The organism is Nocardia sp. NPDC058499 (assembly GCF_042719915.1).
GTDB lineage: Bacteria > Actinomycetota > Actinomycetes > Mycobacteriales > Mycobacteriaceae > Nocardia.
Genome location: NZ_JBHXMZ010000013.1, coordinates 119,078 through 141,295, shown reverse-complemented (window position 1 = coordinate 141,295; position 22,218 = coordinate 119,078). Strand labels below are relative to the sequence as shown.

The following is a 22,218-nucleotide window of genomic DNA, read 5'->3' as shown; positions in this document are numbered from 1 at the left end:
GCTGTACCCACGCGAGTTCTTCTGTGCCACAAACAACTCCATTCAGCCACCCAATTCTACTTTGGGCTGCTGTCCGAGAATCTTGGGGCACCTCAAAACCGTAGCCACGCTGATCGCTGAGGGTGTGGATGCCAAGACAGCGGCAAAACAGCTGGGACACGCCCGGCAAGGGATCACCGAGCGGCACTACATCGCATCGGCAGAAATGGCGCCGGACTCATCGGCCGTTCTGGAGAAGGGGTTGGGCAGGGCAAGCTGAATGCCGCCGACCGACGACCGCCGCATCAGTGCCCACAGTGGGCCCCGTGGTGGGCGACACTCGGCCCAACGTGTACCCAGGCGGCCCGTGCATCACATGAAACGCCGGACCGTGACGGCAGTGAAGAATTTGATCCCTCCCAAAATTACACCAAACATTCGCGGTGACTGGCCGTGATCGTCCGTGAGTTACCGTGTATCGCGCCGCCATCATCGTCGCAGGTAGATCGTGTGTTATGACCATGCGTGATCGGGCGTGAACACCGGCCAGCCCTTGAACCGGTAACGGCAGGTTACTGGTTCGAGTCCAGTTGGGAGAGCATTAACAGGCCTCTGACCAGCGGCTCCGTTCGAGCGGTCAGAGGTCGAATTCGTTCCGAAGCCGCTGGAGGGTGTCGGCGGTCAATTCCCGGAACCTTCCACCATTGGGAAGTGCTTGATAATCGACTGTGCGGGTTTCGGCTGGTGATCGCTGTTTCGTCCAGCCGCTGACCTCTGAGGATGTGTCGGTGACAGAGGCGGCCATTCTGCGGTGGCGATGAGGAGCCATTCGTGTTCGTGGGACTGGCCCGGGTCATCGGGCGACTCGACGAGGCCGTCGGAAGTGCGGCGCGGGCCGGTACGAGCCACTTACGGGTGACCGGCGACCGGCTGCACGGCAGGATCACCCGGCTGGAATCCGCCGATGGGGCCGGAGGGCGTCTCCTCCGAGCCGGGCAAGGTGAAGGCAACTTGGTCGGGGCGGACGCCGCGGGCCGGCTCCGGCGGTTCCGCGCCGAGGACGTGGTCAACGCGCCGCTGTTGGATCGCAACGGGCAGGTCGTCGGGGTGACCTTCCCGTCCCGGCGCGGCGACGTCGAAAGCAAACAGCGGTGGGCGCGCGCCGATTTCCGCTCCGCCGATATCGTCCACTACGCGTTCTGGAACAAGAACCCCGGAGCAAAGAAACCGGACTGGGCATTCGGTCGTCGCCGCGACACTCCCTGGGCCGCCGAATCCCCTGGCAAGCGACCCATTTACGTCCACGCGCATGCCGGTAGCCGCACCTTCCACGTCAACGTCAAAACCGGGCGATGGTCCACCACGTCCATCGAGATCGACGGCTCGACCTACGGCGAGTTGCTGGCGGACAACCGGCATCTGGAACGGGCGTTGTTATCCCACCCGGACAGCCCATTCGTGCTCCTTTCATGCAGCCCGGCCGAGGCCGGGGGTACGGCCGCGAAGACGATGGCCGAATATCTGCATACGAAAGGTGCGCTGTCCAACGATATCTACGCGGCCAGGGGTGATGTCATGACACAGACCTCGTTGGGCGGTAAAGAGAAGTCCTCGCTGGTGGGAGTCGAGGTCGACCCGGCGGTGGGCGATGCCACGGAATCGCTGTGGGATGCGTTCCGGCAGTCCCGAGCCGCGCCCCCGCCGCCCGCCGGCGGCGGGACCTGACGGACTCACTGTGGGCGTCGTGCTGCCGGATAGTGTGGCGGTATTCCTGAATGTTCTCGGAATACCGTGGATCAACGTCGACGAGGACCAGGTCCATGAAACCGCCCGGCATATCCGGGCCTTCATCGCCGAACTGGACGAAACGCTGCAGTCGGCGAACCACTACATGTCCGCGCTGGAAACCGAGTATTCCGGTCAGGGCTACCGGCAACTGCTGGCTCGTTGGGCCGCGGTCGACCGCACCCATATGTCGGTCCTGCGCGCGGGAGGTACAGCCGTTGCGGACGCTCTCGATATGGCGGGCACTCTGATTGCCGCACTCAAGACGGTCGCGATCGCCGAGATCGCGGCGCTTTTCACGGCAGCGGGCGTCTTCCTGGTGTCGGGCGTCGGTACCACTCTGCAGCCGCTGGTCGCTGCGGCGGTACGGCGTATTGTCCTGGCCTTGAAGCTCGCGGTCGAGGAGTACATATTCGGCGAACTACTGGAACTCGCCGTGACCGAATTCGAGGATGTGGTCCGCGGCGTGGTCGAGGGCATCGCCGAATTCGCGTACGGGGTGACAGCCGCGGCCCTCGACGTCCCCGGTACGCCACCGGAACTGCGGCTGGATCCGGAGGGCGCGCGACGTTACGCCGATGCGATCGCCGGTCTCGGCGACGATATCGCCGAGCATTACGCGCGGCTCGCCGATAACCTGGCCCGGGTCGATGACGGTAGTCGATCGGACCTACTCGAGGATGCCCCCGCACCGGCACCGGGGATCAATTCGGAAAATACGCAATCGGCACCCACACCACCGGACGCCGCGCCAGAGCGGGCGCGGATACCCTCCGGGCACCACAACCCGACGGTTGTCCCCGCCGGCCTGGCCCGCGACCATCCCTCCGCACCCGGCTCATCCGCTGAACATCCGGCTTCCGGGGGCATCGGCGCGGCGCCAACGGGGCCGGTGCCGGGGGCATCGCCGACCCCAGACCGAACCACGTCTGCCGCGACAGCCACCCCCACCCCCGGTCAGAGCGCGGCCGGCGAAACAGCCGGTCTGCCGCCGCTGCCGGCGCACGCATCGACTGGAACACAGGCGTCAGAAGGGGCGCGTTCCGCACATCACCAAATGAGCGGCCAACTGCACGGGGAGAGCCCCGCCAGCGGCCCACCGGCCGAGCGAACCGGCGAAACCGAGCTCGCTCCGCCGGGATCGGGACTCTCGCACGCAGCGGGTATCCCGGAGCCGCGGGCCGGCTACGACGCCCCGGGGACCGGCGCTACCGCCCCGACGACAGCTGCCTCGAACCCGAGCCCACTCCCGCCGGTCCTCGGGACGGGCTCCCGGAAACAGCCGGTCAAGCGGCCTGCAGCCGTTCCCGAGCCCACCACGAGCGAGAATACGCCCGTACACCACACCACCAGTGAGGCACGGCCGACTCCTTGGACCAAGCGCCCGCCGAAGACCGCGAACCCGGCTGCCATTGAGGCCGGGAAACCGGCCGCCGTGCAAGTGCCGTCGACCCGGCCCGAGCCGGCCGCCGCTGTCTCGGCGCCAACCGAGGCGGATGCTCCGCCGGCGGCTTCGGTTCGCTCATCCGAGGGCAGGGTGGACGCCGAGGAGTCAGTCCGCCGTCCTCAGCGCATGGACGGAGAGCCGGAACGGCGCGGCACCGGCGGGATTCAGTAGCAGATCGGTATCCGGCGGAACGGTATCCGTCAGCGCAGCACCGAGGACAGGCCACCACCGGTCTACATCGACCGCACGTTTCTGCACTCCGGCCGTTGCGATCACCACGCAGTGGGCGCCATCCGGCGCGATACCGATCAGCGGCCGGTCCTCCTCGTCGCAGCCGATTTCGAGCACGGCGTTGCGCACCGCGTCGAGCAGTTCCTCGGCGAGCTGCTCGCCTTCCGCGATGCGCCGCAGGAGGGAATCCACCGGATCGGTCGGTGTCGATTCGTCCGCCGGCACATAGTCGGGGTTCGGCTCGAACGGTCCCACGACGCGGTCCGCGTTCAGCATCCATCCGCCGACGATCATCGCCGGCGGGGGTGGCGAATCCACGGTTTCCGGCCGATACGCCGGGTCGAGCAGGAGAAACCAATCACCCTGCCGGATCGCCTCGGGTGGCGGGTCGACCATGCGCACGTCCTTCGAATCGTGGTGTCACGACGACCATACCGATGCACTCAGGCCGGTTGCAGCTGAACTCTCGGGACGGCTCCGTGCGGCCTGCTGGTCACCTGTTACACGGGCCAGACATTCGCCGAAATCGATAACCCGGTCTGCCGGTTGGTGGATGCCCGCAACGGGAACGAACTGCTGCGGCACGACCCGAATACCGCCAGCGGTTCGTCCTGGCGGTGCTGGTTCGTGGCGTGCGCACGGATGGCAATTACGTGATGTAGCGGACTCGATCAACGCCCAGCATCCGGTGGAGGCGGTACCCCAGATGGGGGAGTGCCTGGCCTGAACGTGCCGATGATCTGGTCAGCGTAGCCGTACCGGGATTCCCGCGACGATCGAGACGACCGACTCCGACGCGGCTGCCACTCGGGAGTTGACTGTTCCCAGGAGGTCTCGGAACAAGCGTCCCGACGCGGAGGCCGGCACCACCCCGCTGCCCACCTCGTTGCTCACCGCGATCACCGGAACCTCGCAGGCCCGCCAGGCGGCTACGAGGGCATCGATATCGGCGTGGACGGGTGCGAGATCGGCTCCCTCCCAGATGTTGTGGGCATCGAGTCGGGCGGTGAGCCAGGTGCCGAGGCATTCGACGAGCAGGGGCTGGGTCGCGGTGGCGAGTGCGGTGGCGACATCGTCGGTTTCGAGGGTGGTCCAGGAGGCGGGGCGGCGTTCGCGGTGCAGGGTGACGCGGTGCGCCCATTCGGTGTCGCCGGGGCGGGTGCCGCCGGTGGCGACGTAGGTGACCGCCGGGTGTGCGGCGAGCAGGTGTTCGGCGTGCCGGGATTTGCCGGAGCGAACGCCACCGAGGACGAGGGTGCGGTGGGCGGCCGGTCGGGGCGGTTCGCCCGCGTACAGTACTTCGCCGTCGCGGCCCGGCCGGGCGCCGTGGGCGCGCAATCGGCGCTCCAGTTCGTCGATCGGTGGATTGTGGTGGCCCAGGTGCACGGCGACCACATCGGTGGCCGCGGTGACGGCCGCGGCGTCGCGTAACCCGGTGAGGAGGCCCGCGAATTCGGGTAGGCCGAGGTGCTGATCGGACAGTTCGGAACGGTCGCCGAAGGTTTCCTCCAGGAATACCGCGTCGTAGGCGGCGTCGCGGACCGCGTCGAACCATGAGGCCGGCCAGGGCCCGGTATCGCATGCCCACAGGATGCGTGCGCCGTCGGGGGAGGTGAGGTCGTAGAGGACGGTGTCGCCGTCGTGGAAGACCCGGTGCCGGGCGGGCAGGACGGTGACGTCGTAGGGACCGGCTGATAGGTGATCTCCGGCTCGCACCGGGCGGAAACGCACCGGGTCGTCCGGCCCGACCCAGGGACGGCAGGCGTCGAGGGCGGCGGCGGGGCCGATCACCTCGAGTTCGTGGCCGGTGTCGATCCAGGACCGGAACAGCAGGGCTTGCGGTCCGAGATGGTCGGGATGGGCGTGGGTGAGCAGGATATGACGGACGTCGGCGAGGGTGCGGCCGAGGCGAACGGCGGCTCGTGGGGCTTCGGGACCGAAGTCGAGCAGCAGGACATCGTCGACGAGCGCTGCGGTCTGGCCGCGGATCTGTCCGCGGGCGGCGGCATCGCGGCAGGAATCGCAGCGGCAGAAGGGGGACGGCCAGCCGTCGGCCGCGCCGGTGCCGAGCAGGACGATCTCCATCAGGGTGACTCCGTTCCTTCGGGCCGAGTTCCGTCCGGCAGCGATTCGCCGGACGAGGGCCGGCCCGCCCACGACTCACTGGACGAGGGTCGATCCGCCCACGACTCACCGGATCGGGTGTCTTCCCGCGCGGATGGCCCGAATGGTTTCTCGGTGGAAGAGCCGGCGCCGCGCAGGGGCAGGACCGCGCGGCCGTCGGGGCGGTCGAGCACTTCGACGCGCGCGCCGTAGACCTCGGCGATGCGCTGGACGGTCAGCACCTCGGCGGGCGGGCCGTCGGCGACGATACGACCACGATCGAGCAGGATCAGGCGCTCGCCGTAGTGGGCGGCGGAGGTGAGGTCGTGCATGGCGGCGACGACGGTCAGCCCTTCCTCCCGGCGCAGCGAGTCGACGAGGTCGAGAACCTGCTGCTGGTGCCCGATATCGAGCGCGCTGGTGGGTTCGTCGAGCAAGACGACCTGGGGTTGCTGGGCGAGGGCACGGGCCAGCACGACCCGCTGCAGTTCGCCGCCGGACAATTCGGTGGCCGAACGGGCAGTGAACTCCTCTAGTTCGAGACGCGCTACGACCCGGTCCACGATCTCGCGGTCGCGCCGGGTCTCGCTGCCGAACCGGGGGATATGCGGAGTGCGGCCGAGGTGGATGAGTTCGCGTACTGTGACTCCCTCGGGGACCACCGGGCGCTGCGGCATCAACGCGACCGCGCGGGCCGTGGCGCGGCGCGGCGACCGCCCCGGGATCACATCCGCCACCCGCATCTCGCCGGTGGCGGGCACAAGTCCGGCGAGGGCGAGCAGCAGGGTGGTCTTACCGGATCCGTTGGGGCCGACCAGCGATACCCACGCGCCCGCGGCGATCGACAGGTCGACCTCGTGCAGCACCTCGATGCCACCACGCTCGGCGCCGACCTGCACGCAAGTCACCGCAGGTGGACGATGGTCCCCGGTCACGACACCCCCCGGCTCCGGCGCAGCACGAACAGGAAGAACGGCGCGCCCACAGCGGCTGTCACCACACCGATCGGCAGTTCGGCGGGGGACATGACGGTCCGGGCGATCACATCGGCGAACACCAGGAACGCCGCACCCGTGACCAGCGACAGCGGCAGCAGCAGGCGGTGGCCGGGTCCGGCGAGCAGGCGCACGGCATGCGGCACCACGATGCCGACGAAGCCGATCAAGCCGCCCGCCGAGACGACGGCGGCGGTGCCGAGCGTGGCGACACAGACCAGTACCAGGCGTGCCCGCGCCGGAGCGATGCCCAGGCTCGCCGCTTCGATATCGCCGACGGCCATCACGTCGAGCGTGCGCCGGTGCAGCGCGATAACCGCCGCGCTCACGAGCACGTAGGGCAGCACGACGAGTACCTCGGACCAGCCGTCGGTGGTCAACCGTCCGAGCATCCAGGAATAGACCTGGCGCAGGGTGTCGTCGTCGAGCTGCATGAAGAAGGTCTGGACGGCGTTGGCGAAGGCCGCCACCGCGACCCCGGCCAGGATGACCACCACCTCCGACCGGACGCCGCCGATCGTCCGGCCCAGGGTGTAGGTCGCGGCGACGGCGAGCAGGCCACCGGCGAACGCGGCGACCGGGACTCCGGCGAATCCGGCCGCGCCGCCGGCGACAATGGCCAGCGTGGCCCCGAGCCCGGCGCCGCTGGATACGCCGAGCAGGTAGGGATCGGCCAGTGGATTGCGGAAAACGCCCTGGTAGGCGGCTCCGGCGAGGGCGAGCATCGCGCCGACGAGCACGCCGAGCACGGTGCGCGGCATCCGGATATCCCACAGGATCGCCTGCTGTCGCCGCGACAGACCGGACTCGACATCCACGACCGGCAGCCGGTCGGCCATATCGAGCAGCACGCCGTGCGGGGTGAGACCCGCCGGGCCGACGAGAATGCTCACCGATACCGCGACCAGCAGCGCGAGCAGCGCGCCGGTCACCACCAGCGCACGCCGCCGGGAGGTCGCGGTCAAGAGGTCGGCCGGCCGGCCGGAGCGTCGGCCGCCGCGATCGAGGCGATCTCGCGCACCAGGTCCACCACGCGCGGTCCCCACCGGCTCGCGATGTCCTCGTCGAGGACGTGCACCTGACCGGCGCGGACGGCGGCGAGTTCGCTCCAGCCCGCGCGCTGCGCGACGGTCTCCGGGGTGACGCCGCAGCACTGTCCGTCGGCCAGGAAGATCATGTCGGGGTTCTGCTCGAGGATGTACTCCGGCGACAGCTGCGGATAGCCGTCGCCGCCGGTGGCGATGGAGCGCAGGCCGAGCATTGCGTAGATCTCGCCGAGGTAGGTGTCGTCGGTGACGGTGTAGTAGGTGTCGTCGAGCTCGTGGTAGTAGCGCAGCGGAGCGTCGCGAACCGGCACCGTGGCGAGGATCTCGTCGATATCGGTGCGCATCCCGGCGACGAGTTCGGCCGCGTCGCCGAGGTGTCCGGTGGCGGCACCGAGCTGTTCGATCTGGGTGTAGGTGTCGTCGAGGGTGCGCGCTGCAGGCAGGATCAGCGTCTCGACACCCGCGCGCCGTAGCCCGGCGACCAGGTCGCCGGTGTCGGCGTTCGCGACCACGAGCTCGGGATCGTAGCCGAGGACGGCCTCGACGTTCGGGGTGTAGCCGGACAGGTCGGTGCGGGGAGCCTCGGCCGGGTGATCGGAACGATCGTCGACCGCGACCACCTGCTCCCCGGCGCCGATCGCGAACAGCATTTCGGTGGCGGTGGGGCTCAGCGAGACGATCGCCCGAGGTTGCCCGTCCGCGCCTGTCGAGGGTGCCGGGCCGGAACTGCCGCAGGCCGCGGTCAGCAGTACGAGCGCACCGAACCCGGCAGCGATCAGCCGGCGACCGCTGATCCGCCGGTGGGAAAAGAGTGGCACGACCATCCTCCGTCCATACCGTCCTTCGTCCGAGGACAAGTACGCCACCCGCGACGCCGGCCGACCTGACTCACCCGGCGCGAACGCCGAGCTCACAGTTGCGGGACAGTGCCGGATTCACACCGGCTTCACCGGGACGCCGCGGTACCCGGCCGGGTTCGGCAGGGCATTCGCAGCGTAGTTCACCCAGGAACCCGACCGGCCCCGGCACGGTGGATGTCAGAGGGACAATCCGTCCTCGCCGCAGCCCAGGACGCCGCCGCGCTCGACGAGCTGATTCTGCAACGCCTCGCCGAGCACCGTCGCCGGCAGGGCACCAGCCTGCTGCCCCGTCGGGGCGCGGTCGCCCTGGCCCACTCGGGCCTTACGGCGCCCGCCGAGTGCGCCAACTGGGTCGGGACCGGCGATACCGATCATCGGCGACCCGGGCAGGGCCCGCCGGCTCCTTCGATGGATCGTCTCGGGCCGACTGCGTACCGGTGCACCGGAATAACTGCGGCTCGGTCGGTGACAGCGCTATCACACGCACACTGCCACACACCCGTAAGACGAGGTTCGGTCGTGAGTGCTGTTCAGTCGATTCACTGCACGGGGACGGTGAGTTCGCCCGGGTTCTTATCGCTGGTCACCGATACATTGCCCGGTCCGGAATCTATGAGGACACGTTCGTAACCGTGATCGACGGGGAAGCGGCCGCCCGGGTCGGGCATCGACGAGACCGTGATCTGTTCCTCGCCGCCGGCTCCGGAATCGATGTTGTGCCAGGAGACGTTCACCGTCATCGAGCAGGACGGGTCCGGACGGTCCGCGGTGAACAAGACGGTCACACCCACACCTTCGACATTGGTCGGCAACGGGGTGCGCGCCGCCTCGGTGTGTACCGTGCCGGCGCATTCCGGCGACACGGTGTGGTAGGCGTCCGGGAAACTGGTCTCGTAGTCCTGTCCCCACGCGGGTGCCGCTGCCGGTAGCAGCGTCGCCGCGGTGATCGCGCCGAGTACCAGCGGATGGAAGGCCTTTCGCATGGACGATTCCTCTCTGAAGGGGACGCGCCAGGGCGTCCGTCCGGTCGCACGCAGACCGGCCGAGTCCTATGGCCGGAGCCATCGCGCCGATCGTATCGGCGCGATGGCTCGAGCTCGGTTCAGGATGCGGGCTGCAGGGGGCCGATGTAGGTGCCCGGGTGGGTCGCACCGTCCTGGCGTTGCACGCTCACGCCGGCCGGCCACGGTGCTTCGATCTGGGTGGTGGTATCCGGTGGGGTGACGACGAGCGTGGCCGGAACCCAGCCGTCCGGGGCGCCCGGCAGATAGGTGAGCACACTGCTCACTGCAGAGCCCGGTTCCACCACCACCGGCGCGAAATCCACGTCCTGGCGCGGCAGTTCGTATACCGGGCCGAAGGTAGGATCCTCCGGGCCCACCAGGTCGACGCCCGGGAACCCCTGTACCGCGCAGCTCTGCGTGGAGGTATTGGTCAGCACGACCTCCATCCGGGCCTGACCGGGGGAGTCGGACGGTCGCTCGCGGGTGTTCAGGTCCAGTGTCTCCGCGGTACACAGCACCGGCGCGGCCGTGCTGGTCGCCGCCGGGATCATCATTGCCGCCAGGGCTGCCATCGCGGCGCCGGCCGATCCGGCGACCCGCCACTTCGTCGAAGTCATAGTTCCTTTCGGATCACGAAATATCACCGGACCATTCGAACAGATATCGCGCCCGAATGGGCGGTAGCAGCTCTGGGTCTCGCCGGCGACCCGCGGCGTGGGGCGCAGTGGCCACCGGCGGGATTTTCCCCGGTTTTCGTCCGTCCAGGTGGCCTGGACCCAGATACTGCTCGAAGGTGCCGATCAGGTTCCTGGTGAGCGGTTCGGACGCCGATGCCCGCTTCCAGGGCGAGCGGTTTCGCTGTGCGGGACGCGTCGAACAACCCGCTCGGCACTCGTTATCGAGGAGATATATGACAGACGGCATGGACCTGGAAGCGCTACAGCGAGACGTCCGATACCTGATGGACCGGGCAGCGATCCTCGACTGCGTCGCAGGCCACGCGCGCGGCTGCGATCGTCACGACCCCGATCTCGTCACCGCCGCTTACCACCACGACGGGATCGACGAACACGGTGCCGCCGTGAACCCGGGTCCCGATTACGCCGAGTGGGCCAACGGAACCCACGCGGCGACCTCCCGCGTGCACACCCACCACATCACAACCCATACCTGCGAGATCGACGGCGATACCGCGCACGCGGAAAGCTACGTTCTCGTCGTACTGCTCGGACTCGACGGCCGCGGCGCCCAGGTGATCGCGGGCCGCTACCTCGACCGGCTCGAACGGCGCGATGAGCAATGGCGCATAGCGGTACGGCGCTCGACCGTCGAGACGATGTTCGCCGCGGACGCGTCGGTTCTGCAATCGAGCTTCTTCAAAAAGGCCGGGTATCCCGTCGGTACCCGGGATGAAACCGATCTGTCCTACCGGCGCCCGCTGTCCATGGACATCCCGGCTCCGGCGCGCTGGTGAACTGGGTGGAAACGCGGCTGTTCATGGACTACGTATGAGCCGGGAAGTGCGGGAAGTTATGCGGATTGTCAGCCAGCGGCGTTTCGGGGGCCCGGAAGTGCTGGAAACTGTGCAGGCTCCCGTACCGATCCCCGGGCGTGGGGAAGTCCTCCTGCGGCTCGGCGCCACCGCGGTGAATCCGGTCGACTGCAAACTTCGGGCAGGCCGGGTGCGGTTCCTCGGCGACCCGCCCTTCACGCTCGGTTTCGATATCTCCGGCACGATCGCCGAAACCGGCGCCGGAGTCACCGGAATGCCTCCGGGTGACCACGTTTTCGGAATGATTCACAGCCGCACCGGAACCTACGGCGAATTCGTGATCGCGCGAGCGGACGCACTCGCACCCCGGCCGCCCGGTGTCGACGACGTGGTGGCAGCCGCCCTGCCCACCGCCGCACTCACGGCCCGGCAGGCAGTGGACGCGGCGGACCCGAAACCGGGGGAGACCGTCCTCGTGCACGCCGCCGCCGGTGGTGTCGGGCATTTCGCCGTGCAGTTCGCCGAACAGCGCGGTGCACATGTCATCGGCACAGCCCGCGCGAGCAACCACCGGTTCCTGCGCGAGCTCGGCGCAGCCGAGGTGATCGACTACACGACAACCGATTTCACGGCGGCCATCGGCCCGGTCGATGTGGTGCTGGACCTGGTCGGTGGTGCCTACGGCAAACGATCGTTGCGGGTACTACCGGACAACGGCCGCTACCTCACGGTGGAGGAATCCGACGCCGAGGGCGATGCCCGCTACCGGAGGATCACCGGCCGCCCGGCGCCGGCGCTGCTGGCCGACATCGGGACATCGGTCGCCGAGGGACGGGTGCGCGTCCACGTCGACCGTGCCCTGACACTGGACGAGGTACGGGAAAGCCATCGGTTGAGCGAATCCGGGCGAGTACGCGGCAAGCTCGTACTCACGCCGTGGCGGGATCGTCAGGTGTCGTGATCCTCGTCGTGGATCCGGAATTCGGGTGAGGTTCCGCTGATGGGGACAGGGTCGCTCCCGGGTTTCACCGCGTCGCCGAAGTACCGGATCCGGTAGCTGCCGGGTGCCGCGTCGGCGGGGCTGTGCCAGCCGATGGTGATCCGCGAACTCTGGGCCGGGCCGGCGGTCCACTCGAAGGTGGTTTCCCAGTCGCCGTCGTCGGCGATCGTGCGCCAGCGCTCACCGTTGTACCGCTGGACCATGAGGTAGGTGCTGCCGCGGTGCAGATCGTGGTTGGGGTGCGCGCCGGCGAATTCGACACTCACCCGCTCCCCGGCGCGATACTCCGGGGCCGGTTCGGTGAGTACATCGCCGAAGTTCTGTCCCACCGGCGGGAAGTCCGGTGGCGGCTCGGTTTTCGCGGATTGCCACAGTTCCGACAGGTCGGGTGCCGCGGGTGCGGAGGGTACGGTGCTCTCGTCGTGCAGCGCGGTCGCGAGTTGCGCCGCGATCTGCTGCAGGGCCGGTAACTGCCACCGGCCGAACAGAGTGCTCGCCCCCTCGTAACGCTGCGCGGTGTACTCCTCGGGGGTCGTGACGTAGTGGAAATAGGCGTTGCTGTATCCGGCGATCAGGACATTGGCCAGTTCGACGCCGAGGGCGGCCGCTACCGTGCGCCGCAACCGCAGCCCGGCGGCGATGGTCACTTCACCCGGAATGCCGAGCAGATACAGTTCGGCGATCCGGAAAAGTTGAACCGGGACGATCTCCTGAACGTACGGCTTGGACCGGTTGAGCAGTCCACCCGGTGCGACGATCGCCTTGGGCGCCTGCGCATCCCGAAGGCGGGGCGCGAACAGATACGTCATCCGGGACAGGAAGTCCCAGCCCGGGTTACGGCCTTCGCGGAAGGTCTTCCACTGCGTCGGCCCGTCGTATCCCGCGCCGGCGAAGGCGGCCGCGCCCCCGGCCGGTCGGCCGGTGCGGTGCTCGCGACCGTCGCCGGTGAATTCCTCGGACACCGTGACCGCGGACAGGTCGACATGCAGGAAGCGGTAATCGATGATTCCGGCCATTCGCGGCATGTATCCCGCGGCGAGTTTCGCAGCGGCCTCGTATTGACGCAGGCCGAGGAGCCGGGTGTTCTCGCATTCGTCGCCGGTGGGTCCGTGCCCGGGCTTGCCGTCCAGGTTGGGCGACATATCGCCGCTGTTGGTCTGCGCGAAGGCCGCGACGAAATCGGGGTCCGGATCCACCAGATAGTTCACGCCCTCGACCACGCGCTCCCAGTGATACGCCGCGTATCCCTTGTTGTCGCCGCTGATCAGCGTGTTCCGGTTGGTCATCGATGTGCCGTGGGTGGCGAACCAGTTGACCGCGCCTACCGGTTCACCGTCGCGATCGATACGCAACAGGGTCGTCTGCGGGTCGATGGCTTCCGGGAAGAAATCCTTGTCCTCGTCCGGATTCAGGTCGAACGCCGCCCGCGAGCGATTGACGCTGGCCTCGTGCAGCTCGCCGTGAATGAGGCGCAGGGTGGCCGGTGCGGTATCGGCGTGTGCCCGCTCGACCGCCTCGACGATACCGTCGACGATCGCCGCGAAGGTCCGGGGCCGGAACCCGCCCGAGTGGTTGTACAGCCGGTGATGCGCATAGCCACCGGGGCCGCAGTGGGTGTGGGTCGCGGTGATCATCACGTTGGATTCGGTGTAGGTATCGCCGAAACGCTGTGCCAGGCGGCGCAGCACCTCCTGGGTGATGCTGGAGAAGATCAGCGGTAGCTCGGTCACGACCAGCAGTACCCGGCGCTCGACGAGGGGGTCTGCGAAGACGAAAGCGCGGGCGCGCAACCGCAGATGTATTCCGGTGGTCTTCTGATCGGCTCTGCCGTAACCGAGCATGCCGGCCTCGGCCGGTTCGCCGGTGATGTCGGCAATGGCGCGTCCGACCAGATGGCGGTCGGTCGAATAGTTCGTTTCCGGCATCGACCTCTACTTCTGCCCTGTGGGGAATCGGTCCGCCGCGGCGGTCCGGATCTGTGCACAGACAAACTAGCAAGGACCGAGCCGGGATTGCCTTGCGCGATCGAGGGGTTCGCCGTTCCGATAGCGCGACGGTGGCCGTGTGGCGGGTGACGGACGGAAAGGTGAGGCATCCTGCCGGCCGCGACGGGCTACCGCAATCGGGTGCGCTGCGCGGCGTCGGCGAATCCCAATTCCAGCCGTACCGGCAGCTCGCCGATATCGAGAGCCCGGCACAGCCGGGCGACGGCTTCGTCGTGAATCCGGCTGCGCAACCGGGGGATATCGGCGCCGGGCTCGGCGGTGACCACCAAGTGGAGTTCGGGTGTTGCGCGCGAACCTGCCAACCACGCGTCGGCGGCGCGTACGTCACCGTAGGACCCGATATCGGCGGCCACCGCATCCGCCGCCGTGCGCGAGGACAACACCGTCCGGCCGGCGGACCCGTCGGCCTCCATCCGCCACGACACCGGTCTCGGCATCCGGAAAAGCTGTGTCACCAGCCAGCGCAGGCAGAGCAGGCCGAGCACCGCGACGCCGGCGATCACGAGCCAGAGCACCCAGTCCGGTGGGGCCGCGGTTCCCGGAACCAGGGGTGTCCCGGTGTCCACCCAGCCCAGCCACCCGGAATAGGCAGCGAGTGCGAATGCGCCCGCGGCCAGTAGCGCGACCCCGAGTAGCGCGAGCAGTATGCGGTTCAGTCGCGCCGGGCGATTCGCATAGGTCATCCGGACTCCCATTCACGATCGGTAGTCGAAAGCTCACGGTCCGCGGTCATCTGCTCGCCTCGGCCTCTGCTCGAGCGGGCGGTGTGGCGAGCCGGGAGGCCCGTCGGCTGCCGGCTGCCTCCTCGGGGCCTTTCACCCGCACCTGTACTCGCTGCATCGGCCGGCCGAGTTCCTGGATCCGGTTGCTCAGTACCGCACAGACTCGGTCCGCGATCTCCGTCTGCCCGCGGTGCAGGCCGGTTTCGACGACGGCGCGGACCGTGCCGCGCCGGAGGGTGATCCGCGCCGAGTCGACCCCGTCCACTGTTGTCGCATCGCCGCGCAGTAGTGCCCGCAGATCGCCGGCGGGCACGCCTGCCTCCATATCGTCCTCGGTGTTCAACGGCAGTACGCCGGGCCGGCCGGGTAGTAGCGCCGTCGCCAGCAGCAGCGCACCGGCGACGAGTAGCGCGAGTGCGGCCACCAGGACCGGCCATTCGTTCCAGGTGGTCGCGTGCAGTTCGCGCGCGACTGTGTCGTAGGACAGAAATTCGGGCACACCGGCCCAGCGCTGCGCCAGCGAGACGATCACCGCGACGCACCCGGCCGCCAGCACCAGCGCGACCAGGACGGCGGGTAGCGTGCGCCGGGATCGGCGGATCACCGCACTCTCCCGGCCGGTGCCGATCCCGCGGACAGTTCGGTCACCACGATATCGACCCGGGAGATATCGAGCCCGGTCAGTTCTCCGGTGCGCCGCAGTAGATGGGCACGGCAGGCGTCGGTGACCCTGCCCACCGGTTCCGGATAGCGCACCGGCAGCCGGATATCCAGCGCCGCCCGGTCCCCGGAAACATCGGCGTCGACCCGGACCGGCTCGGCGACACCGGCGACCTCGCGGGCGGCCCGCGCGGCGATTCGGCGGACCGCCCGGTCGCTGACCGTGGTCACCCCGGGCAGGTCGGTGCTCACTGCGGTCACCGCCGGCTCCTGTTCTGCTGCGCCGACCGCAGCACCGCGCTCAGGTCGAGTTCACCGTCGAGCCACCGGCCGGCCAGCAGGCCGACGGCCGCGAACACCAGCACGATCAGGAATGCGCCGAAACCGCCGAAGGCGGCGGCGAAACCGAGCGCGAGACCGACCGCCAATCCTATCGATGTGGCGTTCACCGTGTACTCCTCTCCGCTGCGGCGGCCGGGGTCACTGCACCCGGCCGGTATCGGTTTCGGGCTCGTCGTCGTCGCCGGGGATGAAGACGTCGTTGACGTTGATATTCACCTCGACGACCTCGAGTCCGGTCATCTGCTCGATCGCGGTGATCACATTGCGCCGCACCAGACGGGCGACTTCGGCGATCGCGACCCCGTACTCGACGACGATCTGCAGATCGACGGCGGCCTGGGTTTCGCCCACCTCCACCGAGACGCCTTGGCCGGTACTGGCCGAGGCGCCGGGGATCCGTTCCCGCAACGCGCCGAGCGCCCGGGCGGTGCCGCCGCCGAGGTCGTGCACACCGCGGACTTCGCGGGCCGCCAGGCCGGCCACCTTCTCCACCACCACATCGGCGATGGTGGTGGTGCCCTGTTCGGTCACCAGCGGGTTGGTTTTCCGGGCCGTTGTGCCGGACGCCTTGTCGTCGCCGCGGCTGCCGGTGTTGTTGCCGGTCTTCTCACTGGTCGGAGCGGTCATTTCTCCTCCTGATCTCCTCGGAATTCACGGACCTCGCCTGTTGGACACCGGAACCGCGCGAATGTCACGCTCCGGCGCCGTGTCGATCGGCTCCTTCCCCGGCGACGGCCGCCGTATCGAGTTCGGCGACAACGAGCCGTAGCTCGGCCTGTTCCCACCGGGTGCCGGTCAGCACCGCGCGGATGGCCGCCCCGGCGCGTTCCAGTAGTGGCGGCAGCGGCAGGGCTTCGGATACGACGCGCACCTCGACCACCTGCGCGCCGAGGTCGACGGCGTATTTGCGGGTATCCCAGGGCCAGGCCGCGGTATCGCCCATGAGGGGCGCGGCCGGCCGGAGGCCCGGCACCGTCTCCAGTGTGCCCAGGATCCGGTCGACGATCTGTTCGTCGGGCATCACAGCTCCGGTTCGATATCGAGGATGTGCACGCAGACCGCGTCCACCGGCCGTCCCGTGTGCTCGGCCACTTCCCGGGCCACGTGTTCCTGTACCGCGCGGCCGACCTCGGCGGCCGGCCCGCTCGCCCGGACGGCGATATCGACATGCACGGTCAGGCCGTCGCCGGTATCCCGTACGCGTACCCCTTCTGTGGGCGCCGGATCGGCATCGGTCCAGCGTTGCCTGCCCGCACGGGTGAGCACGGCCAGCAGGCCGCGCACTCCTGGTTCCAGCCGCGCGACGCCGGGCGTGGCGACGGCGGCGCGGGCGGCGACCGCGGCGATCACCGGAGGTGTCACAACCATCGAGATCTTGTCGCCGGTCATTTCCGTCCCTCCGATCCGTCCGGTCCGGCCGCGGGGCCCTCCTCGTAGAAATCTCCTACGTGGATATCGAGCTTGCGCAGGGTCGTTCCGATACGGTCCGGCAACGCCGCGGCGACCCGGACCCGCACGTCCGGCAACACGTCGGCCAGTGTTGCCGCCCCGAACCGCACCGCGATCGTCAGCTCCACATCCAGCGGGCCCGGCGCACCGTCCTCGGGCGGGCCTTGCCGCACCCGGCAATTCCGCGCCCGGACACCGGGTACGGAATCGGCCGCGTAACGCACGATCGCCGCCACCGCCTGTTCGCTCACCTCGATATCGCCGGTATGCGGCGTCGGCAGCTCCAGCATGTGCCCCCGCCGCGCTTCGGCGCGTACCGCCGACATGATGCGTCCGAGCAGATCCGGTGGGGGTTCGTCGGGTTCGCCGATCAGTTCCCGGGTCGCTTCCCGCAGCGCCAGCAGGCTTTCGCGCGCGGCGCGGCAGTGCGGGCAGGAAGCTTCGTGCGCGTCGGCAGGGCCGGCGTCTGCCTCGTCGAGCCGCTGCCACACCTGCTCCAGGTCCCGCCCGCAGGGCAGGAGATGGTCGCGCTCGGTCGTCTCGTTCACCGCCATGGCTTCATCACCTCGGACAATTGGGCTCGCGCCCGCGCGATACGTCCGCGGACCGCGGTACTGCTCACTCCGATGATCGACGCGATCTCGTCGTAGGAGAGTCCGTCCACTTCTCGCAACAGCCAGCATGCGCGTTGTTCGGGGGTCAGTTCCGGTAGCGCCGCGTTCAGGGCCGCGAGTTGCGTGCTCACCTGTACCGCCTGCTCTGGCTGGGTGTCCGCGCGCGCCGATTCGGTGGTTTCGGGGTCGAGCTCGGCGTGTGGCCGCCGGGTGCGGATCACGTTCAGGCAGCGGTTGGTCGTCATCCGGTACATCCAGCCGACGAACGCGGCGTCGTCGGTGAGCTGATACAGGCGCCGCCATGCCTTCAGGAAAACCTCCTGGACCACGTCCTCGGCCTCGCCGCGATCGGCCAGCATCCTCGAAGCCAGCCGGAACATCCGGGCCTGGTAGCGCACCACCAGGACCTCGTAGGCACGGACGTCGCCGTCGCGTGCCCGGCTCACCAGGGTGGCGTCGTCGGGACCTGCCTCCGGTGCCGATTCGATCGCGGTCATCTCACCTCCTCCACTGCTCATCGGTAGGACACCGCGGCCGGAAGATCCTCACGCCGGTCGTCGAAGAATTTGTGGCATCGCCACGACGGAGACGAAGGCGTCATGTGACCGTTGTCACCCGCCGCGTTCCGTGCGGTTCACCGAGCGACCGGGTCGTTATGACCGAGCGCTCTGACATAACGGAACGACACGGAAGGTTGTGCCCATGGATCGCCGTAGTGTCCAGAGATCCGAACACCCGGCACCCCGGTACGGCCGGACGGTCCGGATCGCCGGGATGGAGTGGGGGACCGCACTGCTGGCCCTGGCCATGTGCCTGCTGTTCGCCGTGGGAATCGCCATGCTGACGCATTCACTGGTGGCCACTGTCGCCGGTACGGCCGGTATCGCCGTGGGGCTGGTAGCGGTGTCGAGGATCTTGCGGACAGAGCGATAACGGTCCCGCCGCTGTGGACGGACAAGGTCGCAGCCATCGTCACTCCTCGCGTCGGTGGAACGGCACGGCCCGGCGTGGACAGGCGCACGGAACGCTACGGCCCGGGATTGCGGTGGTCTTCACACGTTCCGGATGAGAACTGTGGCCGTTGCGGGCAGCGGGCCGGGTCTCGGTGTGGTGCTCTACCGTCGAGTACGCATATGCGGCCGTCGCTGCGTCGGGCCGGTCGATGCGAACGTGATTGCCGACGCTGCCGGGAGGACCTTGCTGATGCGAACCGATATCGATCCCGATGAGCTGGGGCACCGCGACTTCTACAAGGTCCTGACAAGTGTGGTCGTTCCCCGGCCGATCGCATGGGTATCGACCCGGTCCACTGCGGGCGTCGACAATCTGGCCCCGCATTCCTTCTTCACGGTTTCGTGCGTCAGGCCGCCCATGGTGCAGTTCACCTCGGTGGGCCGGAAGGATTCGCTGCGCAATGTGCTCGAAACCGGTGAGTTCGTCGTCTGCCTGGCCACCGAGTCGATGTTCGAGCAGGTCAATGCCACGGGTACGGACTTCCCCGCCGAACTGTCGGAGTTCACCGAGGTCGGGCTGACGCCGGAGCCCAGCGCAACAGTGGCGCCGCCTCGGGTCGCGGAATCGCCTGTCGCGCTGGAATGCGGGCTCGAACAGACGCTCGAACTCGGCGATTCGACCGTGGTGATCGGCCGGGTGCGGCATGTGGCGATCGATACCGCCGTTCTGCACACCGATGTCCGCGGCAACAATCTGCCAGCGATCGAGCTACTGCGCCCGCTCGCCCGGCTGGGCAGGAACGAATGGTCGACGATCGGCGAGGTACTCGAGATCGCCCGTATTCCGCACGAGAAGTGGCCGGGGGAGCTCCGCCGGGAGGTTGAAGCCCGGGATGCACCCGCACTGTCCGAGCGGTCGGCCGATGGGCACCGGGGTGCGCGGCCGCAACCGGAGTAGATGACCCGATCAAGCCTCCGGGACCCCGGAGGCTTGATCGGCTGCGTGCCGTGCGAGTCGGGGATATGGTGCGGTCAGACCCGCTCGGCCGCCGGCCGGATCGAGGAGGGGTGGGTGGTGAGGGGCTGGATTTCGATCGTCATATAGGGGAACAGCGGCAGATTCCAGAGGATTTCATGGAGTTCGTCGGGGGAGTCGACGGCGAAGATGCTGATATTGCTGTATTGGCCGACGATGCGCCAGATGTGTACCCATTTTCCGGCGTGCTGGAGTTCCTGGGAGTACTTCTTCTCGCGGGCGATGGTGTCGGCGCGTACGGCCTCGTCGAGGTCGCGGGGAATATCGACATCCATGCGGACGTGGTAGAGCTGCATATCCTTGATTCCTACTTCCGGGTCCACCGTGCGACGGCGTCCATGTTCAGTTCCACTCCGAGTCCCGGGCCGGTGGGCAGGTGTAGCCGGCCGTCGGCGTAGTGCAGCGGTTCCTGCAGGAGTTCTGCGCTGAACAGCAGCGGGCCGAAGAGTTCGGTGCCGAAGTCGATTCCGGGATCGGCACAGGCGAAGTGGAGAGAGGCGGCGGTGCCGATCGGGCCTTCGATGGAGGTGGCGCCGTGGCAGGCCAGGCCCGCGGCGCGGGCGACGGCGACGACCTCTCGGCTGCGGCGCAGGCCACCGCATTTGGTGGTTTTGACCGCGAGGACGTCGGCGGCGCCGCGGCGGGCGATTTCCAGGGCGTCGTGCGGGGTGTGCACACTCTCGTCGGCCATCACTGGGATCGGCAACAGGGCGTTGAGTTCCGCCAGGACTTCCAGTTGTTCACCGGGGGTGGGTTGTTCGATCAGCTCGACCCCGCCGTCGGCCAATTCGGGGAGATGGCGCAGCGCGGTGAGCCGGTCCCAGCGGGCGTTGACGTCCACCCGTACGCCGGCCTGCCCGGCGAGGGCTTCGGTCACTCGCAGCACTCGCTCGGTGTCGGTGGCCGGGTCGAGGGCGCCCATCTTGAGTTTGAAGCTGAAGTGTCGACGGGTCTCGATCTTCTCCTGCGCTTCGGCGATGATCTCCTCGACCGGTGCCGACCCCAGCGCCCAGGTGACGTCCACGCTGGTCCGGAACGCCCCGCCCAGCAGGGTGTGTACCGGGACGCCGAGGCAGCGCGCCCAGGCGTCGTGCAGCGCGACGTCGACCGCGGCTTTGGCGAAGCGGGCCGCGGCCACCACCCGCTCGATATCGGCCATGATGCCGGTGATGTCGTCGACGCGGCGTCCGACCAGAACCGGGGTCATATAGCGTTCGACGACGGCCTGCATCGTTTCCACCGATTCCCCGCCCCACCAGGGGCCGCCGGGCACCACACCTTCGCCGTACCCGGTCACACCGTCGCCGGTGGTGACCGCGACCAGAAGCAGCGGCTGGGCGTCCATCGACGTGGTGGCGAATTTGTGCGGGCGGATCAGTGGCACATCCAGGATGGTGGTTTCGACCGAGACGATCGACAGGTCCGGCATCGGGGTCCCTTTCTCGGGGCGCAGCAGGTCAGGCGGGATCGAGCGCGAAGTTGTAGGTGACGCGGTTGATACCGTCGTCGCCGGTGACCGGGTCCAGGATCAGTTCGGGTTTGGTGGCCGAGGCGACATCGCTGTCGATCCATTCCCCGCCCCGGAAGTACAGCTGCGTGGTCACCGATTCCCGGCCCGGGGCCGAGACGATGAGGTGCAGATGCGCCGGCCGCCAGGGATGCCCGTTCTGCGCTTCGACGAACGCGCCGGTGGGGCCGTCGGTCGGGATCTGGTACGGCGCCGGCTGGATCGTGCGGATCGAGTAGTGGCCGTTCGCATCGGTGATGATGGTGCCGCGGAGATTCCATTCCGGCAGGTGCGGGGCGAACTGGGAGTAGTAGCCGTCGGCGTCGGCATGCCACAGCTCCACTTTCGCGTCGCCGAGGCCGTTGCCGTCGAGATCGGTGACCTGGCCCGCGAAGATCAGCGGGGTCTGTGCGCGGTCCTCGTCGCGCATCGGCAGTTCGCATTCGGCCGGTAGTTCGGGTGCGCCGGGGACGTAGTAGGGGCCTTCGATACTGCCCTTGGTGCCGCGGCGGCTACGCGCCAGCACCTCCTCCACCGCATGTTCGAGGAACACGTCCAGGAACAGCGGCCATTCGCCGCCCTCGCCTACGTCGATGAGCCACTGCTTGAACACCCGGTATTCGGGATAGGTGACACCGTGATCCAGGATCACCCGGTGTAGCGCGGTCAAGGCGTCGCGGGCGATGGCGGCCAGGCGTTCCGGCGAGGTGTCGGCGGTGGCCCGCGCGCCCTTGAACTTGTCGGTGGCGGCGGTGCCCGAGCCGATCGCGGAGGGGGAAACGGGTTCGGTGGTGGTCATTCGTGCTCCTCGGAGAGAACCAGGGAAATAGGAGGGGTAGAAGGGATTGATTTCGATCGCCGGACCGGTGCGTACCCGTCCGGCGGGGTCGCCGGGGCGAACGCCTGCATCACGTCCACCCCGCGGGAACAAGGCCGGGGAATCCGAGTGCAGCGCGCGCCTGCGCCGCGGCGAACGCGTGTGTGGCG

26 protein-coding genes, 2 pseudogenes and 1 riboswitch are annotated in these 22,218 nt (G+C 68.5%); of the genes and pseudogenes, 7 read left to right on the top strand and 21 right to left on the bottom strand.

Annotation, left to right across the window (positions count from 1 at the left end; all coding sequences use genetic code 11):
• The 3 genes and pseudogenes from ACFWPH_RS30190 to ACFWPH_RS30180 form a co-directional block, all read left to right on the top strand.
• A pseudogene (locus tag ACFWPH_RS30190) lies at nt 1–259 on the top strand (hypothetical protein); the annotation flags it as partial.
• Nucleotides 260–810: 551 nt separating this feature from the next.
• Nucleotides 811–1,704: a hypothetical protein gene (locus ACFWPH_RS30185; RefSeq protein WP_378755597.1), complete on the top strand. Its 894-nt coding sequence runs from the start codon at nt 811–813 to the stop codon at nt 1,702–1,704.
• A gap of 19 nt (nt 1,705–1,723) precedes the next feature.
• Complete coding sequence (locus tag ACFWPH_RS30180) at nt 1,724–3,382, top strand: hypothetical protein (protein WP_378755595.1); 1,659 nt, start codon at nt 1,724–1,726, stop codon at nt 3,380–3,382.
• On the opposite strand, the gene ACFWPH_RS30175 is transcribed toward ACFWPH_RS30180, so the two are convergent.
• The 8 genes and pseudogenes from ACFWPH_RS30175 to ACFWPH_RS30140 all read right to left on the bottom strand — a co-directional run bounded on the left by ACFWPH_RS30175 (nt 3,317) and on the right by ACFWPH_RS30140 (nt 10,067).
• A complete protein-coding gene (locus tag ACFWPH_RS30175) occupies nt 3,317–3,838 on the bottom strand; it encodes a type VII secretion system-associated protein (protein WP_378755594.1) in 522 nt (173 codons plus the stop codon). The two genes, ACFWPH_RS30180 and ACFWPH_RS30175, sit on opposite strands and share 66 nt — an antisense overlap.
• A 348-nt stretch (nt 3,839–4,186) precedes the next feature.
• Nucleotides 4,187–5,527, bottom strand: a complete 1,341-nt coding sequence (locus tag ACFWPH_RS30170) for a bifunctional adenosylcobinamide kinase/adenosylcobinamide-phosphate guanylyltransferase (protein WP_378755593.1) — start codon at nt 5,525–5,527, stop codon at nt 4,187–4,189.
• A gap of 161 nt (nt 5,528–5,688) precedes the next feature.
• Nucleotides 5,689–6,453, bottom strand: a pseudogene (locus tag ACFWPH_RS30165) (ABC transporter ATP-binding protein); the annotation flags it as partial.
• A 23-nt stretch (nt 6,454–6,476) separates the two neighbouring features.
• A complete protein-coding gene (locus ACFWPH_RS30160) occupies nt 6,477–7,505 on the bottom strand; it encodes a FecCD family ABC transporter permease (RefSeq protein ID WP_378755592.1) in 1,029 nt (342 codons plus the stop codon).
• Nucleotides 7,502–8,404, bottom strand: a complete 903-nt coding sequence (locus tag ACFWPH_RS30155) for an ABC transporter substrate-binding protein (RefSeq protein WP_378755591.1) — start codon at nt 8,402–8,404, stop codon at nt 7,502–7,504. The genes ACFWPH_RS30160 and ACFWPH_RS30155 overlap by 4 nt, the downstream gene beginning before the upstream one ends.
• A 64-nt stretch (nt 8,405–8,468) precedes the next feature.
• Nucleotides 8,469–8,531: riboswitch (cobalamin riboswitch) on the bottom strand.
• A 92-nt stretch (nt 8,532–8,623) separates the two neighbouring features.
• On the bottom strand, nt 8,624–8,821 hold the full coding sequence (locus ACFWPH_RS30150; protein WP_378755590.1) for a hypothetical protein: 198 nt from the start codon (nt 8,819–8,821) through the stop codon (nt 8,624–8,626).
• A 164-nt stretch (nt 8,822–8,985) separates the two neighbouring features.
• Nucleotides 8,986–9,429, bottom strand: coding sequence for a hypothetical protein (locus ACFWPH_RS30145; protein WP_378755589.1), 444 nt, complete (start codon nt 9,427–9,429; stop codon nt 8,986–8,988).
• Between the two features lie 119 nt (nt 9,430–9,548).
• A complete protein-coding gene (locus ACFWPH_RS30140) occupies nt 9,549–10,067 on the bottom strand; it encodes a DUF4232 domain-containing protein (protein ID WP_378755588.1) in 519 nt (172 codons plus the stop codon).
• Between the two features lie 293 nt (nt 10,068–10,360).
• On the opposite strand from ACFWPH_RS30140, the gene ACFWPH_RS30135 reads away from it, so the two are divergent.
• Nucleotides 10,361–10,924, top strand: coding sequence for a nuclear transport factor 2 family protein (locus ACFWPH_RS30135; protein WP_378755586.1), 564 nt, complete (start codon nt 10,361–10,363; stop codon nt 10,922–10,924).
• A gap of 34 nt (nt 10,925–10,958) precedes the next feature.
• Complete coding sequence (locus tag ACFWPH_RS30130; protein WP_378755585.1) at nt 10,959–11,903, top strand: NADP-dependent oxidoreductase; 945 nt, start codon at nt 10,959–10,961, stop codon at nt 11,901–11,903.
• Here ACFWPH_RS30130 and ACFWPH_RS30125 read toward each other — a convergent pair.
• From ACFWPH_RS30125 to ACFWPH_RS30080, 10 genes are all read right to left on the bottom strand, one after another.
• Nucleotides 11,891–13,867 (bottom strand): neutral/alkaline ceramidase, encoded by a 1,977-nt coding sequence (locus ACFWPH_RS30125; protein WP_378755584.1) that lies wholly within the window; start codon nt 13,865–13,867, stop codon nt 11,891–11,893. The two genes, ACFWPH_RS30130 and ACFWPH_RS30125, sit on opposite strands and share 13 nt — an antisense overlap.
• A gap of 188 nt (nt 13,868–14,055) precedes the next feature.
• Complete coding sequence (locus ACFWPH_RS30120; RefSeq protein ID WP_378755583.1) at nt 14,056–14,631, bottom strand: alkaline shock response membrane anchor protein AmaP; 576 nt, start codon at nt 14,629–14,631, stop codon at nt 14,056–14,058.
• 46 nt (nt 14,632–14,677) lie between these two features.
• Nucleotides 14,678–15,274 carry a DUF6286 domain-containing protein gene (locus ACFWPH_RS30115; protein ID WP_378755582.1) on the bottom strand — a complete coding sequence of 199 codons (597 nt, stop codon included), beginning with the start codon at nt 15,272–15,274 and terminating at the stop codon, nt 14,678–14,680.
• Complete coding sequence (locus ACFWPH_RS30110; RefSeq protein ID WP_378755581.1) at nt 15,271–15,591, bottom strand: Asp23/Gls24 family envelope stress response protein; 321 nt, start codon at nt 15,589–15,591, stop codon at nt 15,271–15,273. Before ACFWPH_RS30110 ends, ACFWPH_RS30115 begins: the two co-directional genes overlap by 4 nt.
• The gene (locus ACFWPH_RS30105) at nt 15,588–15,779 is read right to left on the bottom strand and encodes a hypothetical protein (RefSeq protein WP_378755580.1); all 192 of its coding nucleotides are present in this window, start codon (nt 15,777–15,779) and stop codon (nt 15,588–15,590) included. Before ACFWPH_RS30105 ends, ACFWPH_RS30110 begins: the two co-directional genes overlap by 4 nt.
• Nucleotides 15,780–15,810: 31 nt before the next feature.
• Entirely contained in the window at nt 15,811–16,299 is a 489-nt protein-coding gene (locus tag ACFWPH_RS30100) for an Asp23/Gls24 family envelope stress response protein (protein WP_378755579.1), read from the bottom strand.
• Nucleotides 16,300–16,363: 64 nt separating this feature from the next.
• A complete protein-coding gene (locus tag ACFWPH_RS30095; protein WP_378755578.1) occupies nt 16,364–16,693 on the bottom strand; it encodes a hypothetical protein in 330 nt (109 codons plus the stop codon).
• A complete protein-coding gene (locus ACFWPH_RS30090) occupies nt 16,693–17,061 on the bottom strand; it encodes an Asp23/Gls24 family envelope stress response protein (RefSeq protein WP_378755576.1) in 369 nt (122 codons plus the stop codon). The genes ACFWPH_RS30095 and ACFWPH_RS30090 overlap by 1 nt, the downstream gene beginning before the upstream one ends.
• Entirely contained in the window at nt 17,058–17,675 is a 618-nt protein-coding gene (locus ACFWPH_RS30085) for an Asp23/Gls24 family envelope stress response protein (RefSeq protein WP_378755575.1), read from the bottom strand. Before ACFWPH_RS30085 ends, ACFWPH_RS30090 begins: the two co-directional genes overlap by 4 nt.
• Nucleotides 17,666–18,232, bottom strand: a complete 567-nt coding sequence (locus ACFWPH_RS30080) for an RNA polymerase sigma factor (RefSeq protein WP_378755574.1) — start codon at nt 18,230–18,232, stop codon at nt 17,666–17,668. The genes ACFWPH_RS30085 and ACFWPH_RS30080 overlap by 10 nt, the downstream gene beginning before the upstream one ends.
• Before the next feature lie 205 nt (nt 18,233–18,437).
• Between ACFWPH_RS30080 and ACFWPH_RS30075 the strand changes: the two genes are divergently transcribed.
• Nucleotides 18,438–18,668 (top strand): hypothetical protein, encoded by a 231-nt coding sequence (locus ACFWPH_RS30075; RefSeq protein ID WP_378755573.1) that lies wholly within the window; start codon nt 18,438–18,440, stop codon nt 18,666–18,668.
• Between the two features lie 270 nt (nt 18,669–18,938).
• Nucleotides 18,939–19,646, top strand: a complete 708-nt coding sequence (locus ACFWPH_RS30070) for a flavin reductase family protein (protein WP_378755572.1) — start codon at nt 18,939–18,941, stop codon at nt 19,644–19,646.
• Between the two features lie 74 nt (nt 19,647–19,720).
• On the opposite strand, the gene catC is transcribed toward ACFWPH_RS30070, so the two are convergent.
• From catC to catA, 3 genes are read right to left on the bottom strand one after another with little or no spacing between them, the layout of a single operon-like run.
• Nucleotides 19,721–20,020 (bottom strand): muconolactone Delta-isomerase, encoded by a 300-nt coding sequence (gene catC / locus ACFWPH_RS30065; RefSeq protein WP_378755601.1) that lies wholly within the window; start codon nt 20,018–20,020, stop codon nt 19,721–19,723.
• A gap of 11 nt (nt 20,021–20,031) precedes the next feature.
• Complete coding sequence (locus tag ACFWPH_RS30060; protein ID WP_378755570.1) at nt 20,032–21,153, bottom strand: muconate/chloromuconate family cycloisomerase; 1,122 nt, start codon at nt 21,151–21,153, stop codon at nt 20,032–20,034.
• Nucleotides 21,154–21,181: 28 nt separating this feature from the next.
• Complete coding sequence (catA, locus tag ACFWPH_RS30055) at nt 21,182–22,030, bottom strand: catechol 1,2-dioxygenase (RefSeq protein ID WP_378755569.1); 849 nt, start codon at nt 22,028–22,030, stop codon at nt 21,182–21,184.
• Nucleotides 22,031–22,218 lie beyond the last annotated feature (188 nt).

What these genes read in the sequence shown, in the direction of transcription:
- ACFWPH_RS30175 (WP_378755594.1), bottom strand. Translation starts at nt 3,838, where the DNA reads ATGGTCGACCCGCCACCCGAGGCGATCCGGCAGGGTGATTGGTTTCTC.
- ACFWPH_RS30170 (WP_378755593.1), bottom strand. Translation starts at nt 5,527, where the DNA reads ATGGAGATCGTCCTGCTCGGCACCGGCGCGGCCGACGGCTGGCCGTCC.
- ACFWPH_RS30150 (WP_378755590.1), bottom strand. Translation starts at nt 8,821, where the DNA reads ATGATCGGTATCGCCGGTCCCGACCCAGTTGGCGCACTCGGCGGGCGC.
- ACFWPH_RS30145 (WP_378755589.1), bottom strand. Translation starts at nt 9,429, where the DNA reads ATGCGAAAGGCCTTCCATCCGCTGGTACTCGGCGCGATCACCGCGGCG.
- ACFWPH_RS30140 (WP_378755588.1), bottom strand. Translation starts at nt 10,067, where the DNA reads ATGACTTCGACGAAGTGGCGGGTCGCCGGATCGGCCGGCGCCGCGATG.
- ACFWPH_RS30135 (WP_378755586.1), top strand. Translation starts at nt 10,361, where the DNA reads ATGACAGACGGCATGGACCTGGAAGCGCTACAGCGAGACGTCCGATAC.
- ACFWPH_RS30130 (WP_378755585.1), top strand. Translation starts at nt 10,959, where the DNA reads ATGAGCCGGGAAGTGCGGGAAGTTATGCGGATTGTCAGCCAGCGGCGT.
- ACFWPH_RS30125 (WP_378755584.1), bottom strand. Translation starts at nt 13,867, where the DNA reads ATGCCGGAAACGAACTATTCGACCGACCGCCATCTGGTCGGACGCGCC.
- ACFWPH_RS30120 (WP_378755583.1), bottom strand. Translation starts at nt 14,631, where the DNA reads ATGACCTATGCGAATCGCCCGGCGCGACTGAACCGCATACTGCTCGCG.
- ACFWPH_RS30100 (WP_378755579.1), bottom strand. Translation starts at nt 16,299, where the DNA reads ATGACCGCTCCGACCAGTGAGAAGACCGGCAACAACACCGGCAGCCGC.
- ACFWPH_RS30095 (WP_378755578.1), bottom strand. Translation starts at nt 16,693, where the DNA reads ATGCCCGACGAACAGATCGTCGACCGGATCCTGGGCACACTGGAGACG.
- ACFWPH_RS30090 (WP_378755576.1), bottom strand. Translation starts at nt 17,061, where the DNA reads ATGACCGGCGACAAGATCTCGATGGTTGTGACACCTCCGGTGATCGCC.
- ACFWPH_RS30085 (WP_378755575.1), bottom strand. Translation starts at nt 17,675, where the DNA reads ATGGCGGTGAACGAGACGACCGAGCGCGACCATCTCCTGCCCTGCGGG.
- ACFWPH_RS30080 (WP_378755574.1), bottom strand. Translation starts at nt 18,232, where the DNA reads ATGACCGCGATCGAATCGGCACCGGAGGCAGGTCCCGACGACGCCACC.
- ACFWPH_RS30075 (WP_378755573.1), top strand. Translation starts at nt 18,438, where the DNA reads ATGGATCGCCGTAGTGTCCAGAGATCCGAACACCCGGCACCCCGGTAC.
- ACFWPH_RS30070 (WP_378755572.1), top strand. Translation starts at nt 18,939, where the DNA reads ATGCGAACCGATATCGATCCCGATGAGCTGGGGCACCGCGACTTCTAC.
- catC (WP_378755601.1), bottom strand. Translation starts at nt 20,020, where the DNA reads ATGCAGCTCTACCACGTCCGCATGGATGTCGATATTCCCCGCGACCTC.
- ACFWPH_RS30060 (WP_378755570.1), bottom strand. Translation starts at nt 21,153, where the DNA reads ATGCCGGACCTGTCGATCGTCTCGGTCGAAACCACCATCCTGGATGTG.
- catA (WP_378755569.1), bottom strand. Translation starts at nt 22,030, where the DNA reads ATGACCACCACCGAACCCGTTTCCCCCTCCGCGATCGGCTCGGGCACC.